The 12,677-nt window shown below is 28.6% G+C and carries 12 protein-coding genes and 1 riboswitch; all 12 genes read left to right on the top strand.

From position 1 onward, the window contains the following. The first annotated feature begins 5 nt into the window (after positions 1–5). The 12 genes from ACQZHJ_RS09230 to ACQZHJ_RS09175 all read left to right on the top strand — a co-directional run bounded on the left by ACQZHJ_RS09230 (position 6) and on the right by ACQZHJ_RS09175 (position 12,621). Entirely contained in the window at positions 6–386 is a 381-nt protein-coding gene (locus tag ACQZHJ_RS09230) for a bifunctional adenosylcobinamide kinase/adenosylcobinamide-phosphate guanylyltransferase (protein ID WP_430485263.1), read from the top strand. A gap of 1 nt (position 387) precedes the next feature. Next, entirely contained in the window at positions 388–1,032 is a 645-nt protein-coding gene (locus ACQZHJ_RS09225; protein WP_430485262.1) for a histidine phosphatase family protein, read from the top strand. 2 nt (positions 1,033–1,034) lie between these two features. Further along, on the top strand, positions 1,035–1,982 hold the full coding sequence (gene cbiB / locus ACQZHJ_RS09220) for an adenosylcobinamide-phosphate synthase CbiB (protein ID WP_430485261.1): 948 nt from the start codon (positions 1,035–1,037) through the stop codon (positions 1,980–1,982). Then, positions 1,979–3,037: a threonine-phosphate decarboxylase CobD gene (gene cobD / locus ACQZHJ_RS09215; protein WP_430485260.1), complete on the top strand. Its 1,059-nt coding sequence runs from the start codon at positions 1,979–1,981 to the stop codon at positions 3,035–3,037. The genes cbiB and cobD overlap by 4 nt, the downstream gene beginning before the upstream one ends. 110 nt (positions 3,038–3,147) lie before the next feature. Then, positions 3,148–3,341: riboswitch (cobalamin riboswitch) on the top strand. Between the two features lie 304 nt (positions 3,342–3,645). Next, complete coding sequence (locus tag ACQZHJ_RS09210; protein WP_430485259.1) at positions 3,646–4,563, top strand: ABC transporter substrate-binding protein; 918 nt, start codon at positions 3,646–3,648, stop codon at positions 4,561–4,563. Beyond that, the gene (locus ACQZHJ_RS09205) at positions 4,550–5,581 is read left to right on the top strand and encodes a FecCD family ABC transporter permease (protein ID WP_430485258.1); all 1,032 of its coding nucleotides are present in this window, start codon (positions 4,550–4,552) and stop codon (positions 5,579–5,581) included. Before ACQZHJ_RS09210 ends, ACQZHJ_RS09205 begins: the two co-directional genes overlap by 14 nt. 4 nt (positions 5,582–5,585) lie before the next feature. Beyond that, positions 5,586–6,341, top strand: coding sequence for an ABC transporter ATP-binding protein (locus ACQZHJ_RS09200; RefSeq protein ID WP_430486882.1), 756 nt, complete (start codon positions 5,586–5,588; stop codon positions 6,339–6,341). 11 nt (positions 6,342–6,352) lie between these two features. Beyond that, complete coding sequence (locus ACQZHJ_RS09195) at positions 6,353–7,003, top strand: diphthine--ammonia ligase (RefSeq protein ID WP_430485257.1); 651 nt, start codon at positions 6,353–6,355, stop codon at positions 7,001–7,003. A 9-nt stretch (positions 7,004–7,012) separates the two neighbouring features. Beyond that, the gene (locus ACQZHJ_RS09190; protein ID WP_430485256.1) at positions 7,013–8,476 is read left to right on the top strand and encodes a cobyric acid synthase; all 1,464 of its coding nucleotides are present in this window, start codon (positions 7,013–7,015) and stop codon (positions 8,474–8,476) included. A gap of 248 nt (positions 8,477–8,724) precedes the next feature. Beyond that, on the top strand, positions 8,725–10,446 hold the full coding sequence (gene hcp / locus ACQZHJ_RS09185) for a hydroxylamine reductase (protein WP_430485255.1): 1,722 nt from the start codon (positions 8,725–8,727) through the stop codon (positions 10,444–10,446). Positions 10,447–10,642: 196 nt separating this feature from the next. Then, on the top strand, positions 10,643–11,752 hold the full coding sequence (locus ACQZHJ_RS09180; RefSeq protein ID WP_430485254.1) for a tetratricopeptide repeat protein: 1,110 nt from the start codon (positions 10,643–10,645) through the stop codon (positions 11,750–11,752). Next, positions 11,734–12,621, top strand: a complete 888-nt coding sequence (locus tag ACQZHJ_RS09175; protein ID WP_430485253.1) for a GGDEF domain-containing protein — start codon at positions 11,734–11,736, stop codon at positions 12,619–12,621. The genes ACQZHJ_RS09180 and ACQZHJ_RS09175 overlap by 19 nt, the downstream gene beginning before the upstream one ends. Positions 12,622–12,677: the final 56 nt, after the last annotated feature.

The following is a 12,677-nucleotide window of genomic DNA, read 5'->3' as shown; positions in this document are numbered from 1 at the left end:
ATAGGTTGAAGCTTTTATTTGGTGGATCATATAATGGAAAATTAAATTACGTAAAAGAAGAGCTAGGAATAAAAGAGGATGACATATTTTATTGCAAAGAAGGAGAATTTGATTTTTCGAAAAAAGTAATAAGTGGAATAGATAGATTTACTTATTTTAATGTTTTAGAAAAGAGAGATTCATTAAGCTTTTTTAAGGAGAATATAGAAAAGTTTAGAGATAAGATATTGATTTGTGATGAAATATCTTCTGGAATAGTTCCTTTAAAAAAAGAAGAAAGAAAATGGAGAGAAGAAACAGGTAAGGTTCTTCAGTTTTTATCTAAGGAAAGTGAAGAGGTTTATAGAATATTTTTTGGAATACCAACAAAGTTAAAGGGTGAATAAGATGATAATTTATTTAATAAGGCATGGTAAAACTTATTGCAACGAAGAGAGGCTTTATTGTGGAGTAAGTGATGTGCCTTTAAGTGAAATAGGAATAAGTGAGTTAGAGGAAAAAAAGAAGAGTGTGAAATTGCCTAAATGTAAGAGATATTTTACAAGTGGGCTAAAAAGAGCTAATAAAACCTTTGAAATTTTATATCCAAATGAAAATTATGAAGTTTTTGAAGGATTTTCTGAGTACAACTTTGGAGACTTTGAATTAAAATCTTATGAAATGCTAAAAGAGAAAAAAGAGTATTTAGATTGGATACTAGATGAGAGCAAGGAAGTAACTTGTCCTAATGGTGAATCACGAAAAGATTTTGAGCTTAGGATGAAGGAAGCATTTTTAAATCTTCTTTTAATGCTAGAGGAGCAGAATGAAGAGGAGGCTTTAATAGTATGTCATGGAGGAAGTATAGCTTCTCTTTTAGAACTTTTTGAAAAAGAGGGATTAGATTTTTATACATATCAACCTAAATGCGGTGAAGGATATAAGCTAAAAATTGAATTAGCACATAAAAATTTGAAAGAGAAATTATCAGAAAAAGATTTTGAAAGTAATATAAAAAAATATGTAAGCTTAGAGATAGTGGAAAGGTTTTAGAAATGATAAAAATTGTAATAGGGTATATTTTAGATATGGTAATAGGGGATCCTCAAAATCCATATCATCCTATAAGATATATAGGTAAGCTAGCTCAAAGTATGGAGAAACTTTGGAGAAGTGTTTTTTCAAAAAAACAGAAGTTAGCAGGCTTATTTGCTTGGCTTTCAATAGTAATAATAACTTTTTTAATTGCTTTAGGAATTGTTGAAATTTCTAATATTATTAACCCTATTTTAGGAACTGTAGTGTCTGGTATACTTATTTATTTTTGTATATCAGCTAAGGGACTTAAAGTTGAGGGGCTTAAGGTTATTAATATATTAGAAAGTGGAGATATTGTAAGGGCAAGAAAGCAGCTTTCTTACATAGTAGGAAGAGATACTGAAAACTTAGATGAAGAGGCTATAGTTAGAGCTGTAGTTGAAACTGTAGCTGAAAATATGTCAGATGGAATAATAGCTCCATTGATATTTGCTGGACTTGGAGGAGCACCTTTAGCCTTTTTATATAAAGCGGTTAACACTTGTGATTCAATGTTTGGCTATAAAAATGATAAATACAAAGATTTTGGTTTTGTTTCAGCTAAACTTGATGATGTATTTAATTATATTCCAGCAAGAATAACTGCATATTTAATAGTTTTAGCTAGTTGGATTTTAAGAATGAACTATAAAAATAGTTTTAAGATATATAAAAGAGATAGATATAACCATTCAAGTCCTAATAGTGCGCATCCAGAGGCAGCTGTAGCTGGTGCTTTAGGAATAAGACTTGGAGGAGCTAACTATTATTTTGGGAAGCTTGTGGAAAAACCAACAATAGGTGATTCTATAAGCAAAATAAAAATAGACCATGTTTATAAAACAAACAACATACTTATGCTGGTTTCATTTTTAGGGATGATAATTTCAGTAGGTCTTAGAGGAATTATTGAGGTGATTATATGAACTTAGGACATGGTGGAAATGTGGAAGAAATAAAAAGAATATACAATATGGATAAAATTTTAGATTTTTCAGCTAATATAAATCCTATGGGAATGTCAGATAAAGTACATAAGGCTATGACTTATGCATTAAATGAGATTGAAAGGTATCCAGATATAACTTATTTTGAATTAAAGAAGGCTATATCTATTTATGAAAATTGTAATAGTGAAGAATTAGTTTTAGGAAATGGAGCAGCAGAAGTTATTTTTAATATAGCAAGAGCTTTAAAACCTAAGAGTTCACTTTTAATAGCACCAACTTTTTCTGAGTATGAAGATGCTTTAAATTCTGTAGGATGCAAGATTTCACATTATTTATTAAAGGACAAATATTCTTTAGATTCAGATTTTTTAAATGAAATTAACAGTGACATAGACATTTTATTTTTATGTAATCCTAATAATCCAACAGGAGCTTTGATAGAAAAAGATTTATCTTTAAAGATATTAGAAAAAGCAAGGGATAATGGATGTACAGTAGTTTTTGATGAATCATTTTTGGATTTTGTGAAAGATGGAGAAAAATATACTCTTACTAAGGAATTAAATGAATTTAACAACTTAATTATTGTTAAGTCATTAACTAAACTATTCGCTTTCCCAGGAATAAGATTAGGATACGGACTAAGTGGAAATAGCGAATATATAGAGGAAATAAATAAAGTTTCTACTCCTTGGAGTGTAAATACTGTAGCAGACTATGCAGGAAGACAAGCTCTTGAAGAGAAGGAATATATAAAAGAGTCTATTGAATATATAGAAAAAGAAAATAAATTTTTATATGAAGAAATAAATAAAATAAAAAATATAAAAATTTTTAAAGGTGCTGTTAACTTTTTGTTTTTTGAGATTAAAAAAGAGATTGATTTAAGAGGAGAGCTTCTTAAAAAGGGAATCTTAATAAGAAGTTGTTGTAATTATATCGGCTTAAATAAGAGGTTTTATAGGATTGCAGTTAGAACAAGAGAAGAAAATTTAGAGCTTTTAAAAGAGTTAAAAGCTATTATAAATTAAATAATATTATTGATAAACATTATTTATTGATTTTAAACTAAATACCATATATTATTTATTTTCCCATTGATTCCAATAATAGATAAGTATAGAGGTTTGACAATGGGAAAATATAATAATATAATCAAGGTGATTGACTCATAATTGGTGTGAATTCACTTAATAGGGAATGAAGTGTAAATCTTCAACTACCTCAGTAACCGTGAAGCTGACGAAATCTCATTATGTCACTGCATTTTATGTGGGAAGGCGAGAAAGTAGAATGAAGCAAAGTCGGGAAACCTGCCTTTATGAATGTACTATTATCCTCTGAGGGTAGGATAATAGGATGCGTGTTTTAAAGAGTGTAACATACCTTCATTAGGTATGCTTTTTTTATTTTACGCGTTAATCATAGCCTCACAAAACAAAAAATTTAAGTTACTATGGTGGTAATCGTTTTTTTGTCTTAATTATTGTTTTAGTTAGAGTAACTTATATATGGGTATCAATTAAGGTTAAAAGTTACACTGCTTAACAATTAATTTGAAAACTAAATAAGATAATTTAAAAGGTTTACTTTCGTGGTGCTTAAAGAAAATACAAAGGTAAAACGGAGGTATAATTAAATGAAAAAATTCAAAAAAGTCTTTGCAGCCTTAATGGTAATGACTATGTCTTTATTATTATTTGTTGGATGTGGAGAAAAAACAGTTACAATGAAGGACATGGAAGGAACAGAGTTTACTGTACCTAAAAAGATTGAAAGAATAGTTTCAACAGCTCCTTCAAACACAGAAATCTTAGTAGGGTTAGGTTTAGGGAACAAGATAGTAGGAATTGATAAGTACTCTGCTGATGTAAAAGGATTAAATCCAGACGTAACTAAGTTTGATTTTAGAAATCCTGATGCAGAGGCTATATTAGCACTTAAACCAGATGTAATAATAGCTTCGGGTCATAACAGAGAAGGTAAAGAAGATCCATTTAAAGTTTTAAAAGAGGCTGGAATCCCTGTAGTTTATATTCCAACAAGCGATAGTATGGAAGGAATATATGAAGACATAAACTTCTTAGCTAAGTTAACTGGAACAGAGAAAAAAGGTACTGAGATGGTTGACGGAATGAAAGAAGAAGTTAACAAAATAAAAGCTATAGGTGATACTATAAAAGACAAGAAAACAGTTTATTTTGAAATCGGATCAGGTTCAAAGTTATATAGTTTTGGAAGTGATACTTTCTTAAACAGCTTATTAAACATAGTTGGTGCAGAAAATATATTTGCAGACCAAAAAGGTTGGATTTCACCAAGTGAAGAATCTATTATAGAAAAAAATCCAGATGTAATACTAACAAATGAAGGTTACATAGAAAATGCTACAGAAGTAATTGCTAAACGTCCAGGTTGGAATACAATAACTGCTGTTAAGGATAATCAAATATTCTTAATAGACAAAAATGCTTCATCACGTGGAAGTCAATATGTAATAGAAGCATTAAAGCAAATGGCTAAGGATATATATCCAGAGCAATATGCAGGAATCTAAAAAAAGAAAAATTTTAATAACATTAGCTATTCCCCTGGTGTTATTAGTACTTTGTATTGGAACTTCTATAGGAAGTTCCAATATTCATATAATGGATACTGTTTCAATAATAGGGAATAAGTTATTTGATATTCCGCTTAGAGTAGGAATTAAACCAGAGGACGTAGCGATTATTTGGATTATAAGATTACCAAGAGTTTTATTAGCATTTGGAGTTGGTGCTTCCTTAGCTGTAAGTGGAGCAGTAATACAATCAATACTTAAAAACCCATTAGCCTCTCCTTATACATTAGGTGTTTCATCAGGAGCATCATTAGGGGTTGGCTTATATATAGTTTTAGGAATAACCATTCCTTATGTAGGTAATTTAGCAATGCCTGTTATAGGATTTGTATGTGGTGTAATAACTGTTTTTACAGTTATTATGTTTTCTAATAAGGTGGATAGAGGGCTTTCTAATAATACTGTAATATTAGCTGGTATGGTATTATCACTATTTACAAGTGCTATATTAACCACAATAACAGCATTATGCAGTGAGGATATACAAGCTATAACTATGTGGCAAATGGGATCATTCTCAATGAAAAGTTGGAGTTATGTTTTTGCAGGGCTTCCATTTTTAATAATTGGATTGATCAGAGTATTGAAATATACAAAAGAAATGGACATACTAAGCTTTGGTGAAGATAGTGCTAAAAGTTTAGGGGTTGAAACAAAGAAAGTTAAAAAAAGCCTACTTATTTCAGTTGCTATTTTAACTGGAAGTGCTGTAGCTTTAAGTGGAGTAATTGGTTTTATAGACTTAATAACTCCTCATATAGTGAGAAAGATATTTGGTTCTAATCATAAAGTGGTGATACCTATGTGTATAGTTGTTGGTGGAACTCTTATGGTTTTAACAGATTTAGTTTCAAGAACAATAATATCACCATCTGAATTGCCAGTTGGAGCAATTACAGCTTTAGTAGGAGCACCATTCTTTGCTTATCTTTACTTTGGAAAGAGAAGTAGGTGATAACGTGTTAGAAGTTAAAAATCTTAAATGTGGATATGATGGATATGAAGTTATCCATGGAGTCTCTTTTAGGGCAGAGCCTGGAGAGAATATATCAATTATAGGTCCAAATGGATGTGGTAAATCCACTCTACTAAAATCTTTAGCTAATCTTATGGATTATACTGGAGAAATAAAGTTAGATGGTGTAGAAGTTCGTGAAATAAAGAGAAAAGATTTAGCTAAAAAAATAGCCTTAATGAGTCAAAATTCAGATATATATTTTTCTTATACAGTTTTTGAAACAGTGGCACTTGGAAGATATGCACATATGGATGGGTTATTTTCAAGCCTTTCTCATGAAGATAGAGAAATTGTTTTAAATTGTATTGAAAGCGTTGGACTAAGTGAAGAAAAGAATAAATTAATAAGTGAATTATCTGGAGGGCAGTTACAAAGGGTCTATTTAGCAAGAGCATTTGCACAAGAACCAGATATATTACTTTTAGATGAGCCAACAAATCATTTGGATTTAAAATGTCAGATAGAAATATTAGATTATATAAATAGATGGGTAAGTGAAAACAATAAAACTGTTATAGGAGTTTTACATGATTTAAACTTAGTACAAAGATTTAGTGAAAATGTCATACTTATTAAAAGTGGGCATATTTATGGAGAAGGAAAAGCAAAAGAAGTTTTAAATAGCGAAAAGATAAAGGATGTTTATGGAATAGACATAAGGGCATTTATGATAGGTGCTCTTGAAAGATGGAGATAGAGGTGGATATTATGGAAAAGAAATTTGTTGTATCATATAGCTGTGGAAAAGATAGTACATTATCATTATATAGAATGATAAAAGAAGGACATAAACCAGTTGCTTTATTGGTTACTGTTGATAAAAAGGTTTTAAGAAGTTGGTTTCATGGAATTCCAGATCAATTATTAAAGGATGTTTCTAATTCATTAGATATACCAATGGTTTTAGTTGAAAGTAATGGAACTAATTATGCAGAGACTTTTGTAGAAGCATTAACTAAGGTTAAAGAAGAGATGGGTGCAGAAGCTTGCGTGTTTGGTGATATAGATTTAATGGCACACAGAACTTGGTGTGAAGATAAATGTGAAAAGGCAGGCTTAGAAGCAATATTTCCACTATGGGAAGAGGATAGAGAAAAGTTAACTTACGAATTTATAGACAGTGGTTTTAAAACAGTAATCAAGAACGTAAGATTAAAAGAACTAGGAGAAGAATTCTTAGGAAAAGTTTTAACAAAAGATTTAGTTCAAAAAATAAAAGCTGCAGGAGCAGATGCTTGTGGAGAAAATGGAGAATATCATACATTTGTTTTTGATGAACCTTTATTTAAAGAAAGAATAGAATTTGAAACTGGAGAGAATATACTAAATGAAACTCATGGATTCCTAGATATTAAGTAGGTGAGATGTATGAAGTATAGAGGAATAATGCTTCTTGGAACGGCTTCTTCAGTAGGGAAAAGTACAGTAGCAGCAGCCTTCTGTAGATATTTCAAGAAAAAAGGATATAGTGTAGCACCATACAAGGCTCTTAATATTTCTTTAAATTCTTTTGTAACCAAAGAGGGCGATGAAATTGGAAGAGCTCAGGTTGTTCAATCAGAAGCTTGTGAGATAGAACCAAAAGAATATATGAATCCTATACTTATGAAACCTAGTGCGGGTTATAAGACTCAGGTAATAGTAAGAGGAAAAGTGCATTGTACAATGGATGCTTATAAGTATGAAGATTTAAATAAATACTTGAAAGAGAAAGCAAAAGAAGCTTATGAAGATATATCTAATGATTATGATTTAATTGTTTTAGAAGGATCTGGAAGTTGTGCTGAGATAAACTTAAGAAAAACTGATATAGCTAATATGCATACTGCAAAAATGGCGGATGCAGATGTTATTTTAGTAGCAGACATAGATAGAGGTGGTGTTTTTGCTTCTATTGTTGGAACAGTAATGCTTTTAAGTGAAGAAGAAAAAAAGCGAGTTAAAGGTGTTATAATTAATAAATTTAGAGGGAAAAAAGAATACTTTAAGTCAGCTATGAAACAGATTGAAGATATAATAAATATTCCTGTTTTAGGGGTTATGCCTTACTTTGACTTAGATATTGAAGAAGAGGACAGTACTTCTATAAAGAGTAATGAAAAACATGGTGAGGGTATAGACATAGCTATAATAAGACTTCCTCATATGTCAAACTTCACAGATTTTAATTCATTAGGAAGAATTAAAGATGTTAATATTAGATATATTGATTCACCTAAAGAGTTAGAGAAAGCCAATATGATTATTATTCCAGGAAGTAAAAATACTATAGATGATTTAAACTACATAAAGAAAAGTGGATTTAAAGAAGCTTTAGAGGAACAAAAAGCTAAAGGTAAATTAATTTTTGGAATATGTGGTGGATATCAAATATTAGGTGAAAAAATAAGTGATCCTTTAGGTATTGAGGGGAATGTAAGAGAAGAAGAGGGATTAGGTTTCTTAAATATAGAAACAACCTTCAATGAAATAAAAACAACAAAACAGGTTGAAGCTTTAGATTTAGAAGGTAATAAGCTATGTGGGTATGAAATTCATAATGGAGAAAGCATTCCAACTAAGAAAGAAAATATTTGGCTTAAGGATTCTAATGGAAAAGCCCTTGGAATGAAAAGTTGTTCTGGAAATGTATTTGGAACTTATATTCATGGAGTATTTGATGAAGGAGACTTTGGAGAAAAACTTATAAATAAACTTAAAAGAGAGTTTAACCTTGAAGAAAGCAAAGAAATAAGTTATAAGGATTATAAAATTAGTCAATATGATAAGCTTTGTGATCTCTTAGAAGAAAATATAGATATGGAATATGTTGAAGAGTTAATAAGAAACTAATAAAAAAACACATTAATCTAAATTGATTAATGTGTTTTTTTATTTTACGGTGTTTAGGCTAAAATTTTTTTAAAATTTTAGGGGAAAAATATATGTTTATGTTTTTATAAAAAACTTTATATTTTTTCACTTTTGGTAACTTAGGTTACAGGAAAGTTGAGTAATATAGTATAGAATAAAGCATGTCGAGGGGACAATAAATAATTAAAAACAAATGAAAAAAATTATAAATGATGGAGGAATTATTAATGGAAAATAAAATGTTTTGCTTCCAGTGTCAAGAGACTGCTGGATGTACAGGATGTACTAAATTTGGAGTATGTGGTAAATCACCAGATTTAGCTAGAATGCAAGACTTATTAATATATACAACTAAAGGATTATCAGAAGTTACAACTAGATTAAGAGAAGAAGGAAAGAAAATAGATTCTAAGGTTAATCACTTAGTAACAATAAATTTATTTACTACAATAACTAATGCAAACTTTGATGATGAAATATTCTATGAAAGAGTTAAAGAGACTTTAAGAACAAAAGAGCTTTTATTAGTTTCATTAAAAAATAAAAATGGTTTATCAGAAGCTGCTTTATGGAATGCAACTAATAAAAATGAAATAGATGAGAAAATTGGACTTTTACAAAGAATAAAAAATATATTTTCAAGTAAAGAAGAATCAATTGAATTAATAGATACTATTTTAGATGAAAAATCAACAAAGGTAGGAGTCTTAGCTACTAAAGATGAAGATGTAAGAAGTTTAAGAGAACTTATAATATATGGATTAAAAGGTATGTCAGCATACATGAAGCATGCTAATGCTTTAGGATATGATAATGAAGATATAAATGCATTTATGCAAAGTACATTAGCTAAAACATTAAATGACAATTTAACTATAGATGAATTAATAGCTTTAACTTTAGAAACAGGTAAGGTTGGAGTAGATGGTATGGCATTATTAGATAGTGCAAACACTAGAACATATGGTCATCCAGAAATAACAAAAGTAAACATAGGGGTTAGAAGTAACCCAGGTATATTAGTTTCAGGACATGATTTAAAGGATTTAGAGTTATTATTAAAGCAAACAGAAGGAACAGGAGTAGATGTATATACTCATTCAGAGATGTTACCTGCTCACTATTACCCAGCTTTTAAAAAGTATTCTCACTTTGTAGGTAACTATGGAAATGCATGGTGGAAGCAAAAAGAAGAGTTTGAAAGTTTCAATGGACCAATATTAATGACTACAAACTGTATAGTTCCTCCTAAAGATAGCTATAAGGATAGATTATATACAACTGGAGCAGCTGGATTTGCAGGATGTACTCACATAAAAGGAAACTCAGAATCAGATAAAGATTTTTCAGCTATAATAAATCATGCTAAGAAATGTAAGGCACCAAAGGAAATAGAAACAGGAGAAATTGTTGGAGGATTTGCTCACAATCAGGTATTTGCACTAGCTGACAAGATTGTTGAGGCTGTTAAGTCAGGTGCTATAAAAAGATTCTTTGTTATGGGAGGATGTGACGGAAGAGCTAAGTCAAGAAATTACTATACTGATTTTGCAAAAGCTTTACCAAAGGATACTGTTATATTAACAGCAGGATGTGCTAAGTATAAGTATAATAAATTACCTTTAGGTGATATAAATGGAATTCCAAGAGTATTAGATGCTGGACAATGTAATGACTCATATTCATTAGCTTTAATTGCATTAAAACTTAAAGAGGTCTTTGAATTAGAAGATATAAATGAATTACCAATATCATTTAACATAGCTTGGTATGAGCAGAAAGCTGTAATAGTATTATTATCTTTACTATATTTAGGAGTTAAAAATATACATTTAGGACCAACTTTACCAGCATTCTTATCACCAAATGTGGCTAAAGTTTTAGTTGAGAACTTTGGTATTGGTGGAATAACTAATGTTGAAGATGATATAAAAATGTTTTTACAATAATATAATTATAGTGTATTTATGATAGAAAATTAAAAGGTGGATAATTATTATCCACCTTTTTTGTATAATGTATTAATAAATGGTTAATTATTTGTTATTTAAATGAATTTTGATAATAAATAGTTAAAAAAATATGTGGTAAATGCTAGAATATAGATTATCTTAAAATAATTATTATTTAGTATGGGGTATAAAAGTGAAGTTTAAAAATTATAAAAAAACAATAATTTTAGGAGTAGTATTTGTGCTTGTAATTATTAGTACGGCTGTTGGATTAAAGGCTACATTATCATCATATAAAGATAGTTATTATTTTGATAGGATGATAAAGTTAATTATGGATGATGAAGAAAGAAAATTAAATAAAAGTGAGTTAGAAACATTTAGAAAAAATATAATTTCTGAAGTAGAATCAATAAGTGATGTGTATTTATTAGAAAAAGCTTATTATGCCTTAGGGGCTATAGAGTATTTAGAAGGAAATTATGAGAAATCAATTGAATTTCTAATTAAATCTAGCAATTATAATCCGGAAAATCTAAATAATATAGATTTAATGATATATAGTGCATTATCCACTAATTATATGAAAATAGGTGAACTTGAAATATCAGAAAAATATTTTGAGTATGCTAAAAGTATAGCAATAAATAAAAAGTTAAACAGTGAGCTTGTAAATATATACTATGGGAGAGCAAAAAGTATATTAAACTCTAATGGAAATTTAAATGATGTCATAGAATTGATGGAAGAATCTAATAAATTAAAGCAAAGTTATACTCAAAGGATAAGATCAAATTTGCTTTTATCAACAATGTACAGATTAAAAGGAGAGTATGATATTTCTTTAGATTATGATGAAGAAGCATTAAACATTGCATTAGATTATAAGGATGATAAAAATATTAATGCATGTATAATTAATTTAGGTGAAAATTACTATGTAAGGAGAGAGTATAATAAAGTTATATATATATATGAATCTCTTTTGCAAAGCAAGCGAGTTAAAGAACCAAATAACAAACTTAATATATATGCTTATTTATTAGAAAGTTATTTTGAAGTAGGGAAGGAAGAAAAAGTAGATCATTATAAAGAAATGTATTTAAATGAATTGAAAAATATAGATGAAGAGGATCGTAATAGAGAATTAATTTGGATTTATATGGTTTTGTCAGATATAAATATAAAAAATAGTAATTTTGAAATTGGCGAGAGATACTATAACAATGCTAATGAACTATATAAAAAAATAAAGAAGATTCATATGCAAATACAGATATGTATTTGGAAAAGTTGGAAATAGGATTGGATTATATTAAAGATAAAGATTTTAATAGAGCTAGTGAAGCATATGAAAATTTGCTTGATAAAATAAAAAAAAGAGGTATAACTTCAGATATATTTTATTCCGTTGCATATTCTTTAATTAAATTAAGTTATGAAAATAAAGAGTATGAGAATTTTACAAATCAAATTGTTGAACTGTATAGATTATATGAAAATAAGGAAGATACTTTAGCTACTGATTCTGTTTTAGTTAAACTTAATAATGAAATATTCAACAAAAGTAAAGAACACGACAGAAAAAAGATATATTGTCTTACTTTCTTGTTGTCTATATCTATTGGTGTTATTACCTTGATACATATAAAAAATGAAAGAATTAGACGGCTTAATAAAGAACTAAAAAAAGCTATAATTACAGACGGATTAACAAAAGTATATAATAAGAGTTATTTATACAAAACCTTTGAATATATTGCTTCAAAGGGAAGTGATGTAATATTTATTATGATTGATATAGACTACTTTAAAAAATATAATGATAATTATGGACATTTAAAGGGGGATGAAGCCTTAATAAAGGTAGCTAATATTATAAAGAGTACTTTTAAAAATGATATAACCTTTAGATATGGTGGAGAAGAATTTTCAGTAATATCTAAAAGGTCAAGAAAAGAGGTATTAACTGATATAAAATTTCTTAGAGAAAGAATATATGAAGAAAATATAGAGCATAAATTTTCAGAGGTCAGTGACAGAATAACATTGAGTATTGGAATAGATTCTTTAACTATAAATTCAATGTATGACGTTGAACTATTGATAACTTCTTCAGATAAGAAGTTATATGAATCAAAAGTTTTAGGTAGGAATAGATATACAATTTAATTACTTAATACTACTATTATAATATTAGATTGTTGAAAGAATTTTAATTATATATT

This window comes from Clostridium sp. B9, assembly GCF_050509515.1.
Classification (GTDB): Bacteria; Bacillota; Clostridia; order Clostridiales; family Clostridiaceae; genus Sarcina.
This window is presented reverse-complemented; position numbering and strand designations above follow the sequence as displayed.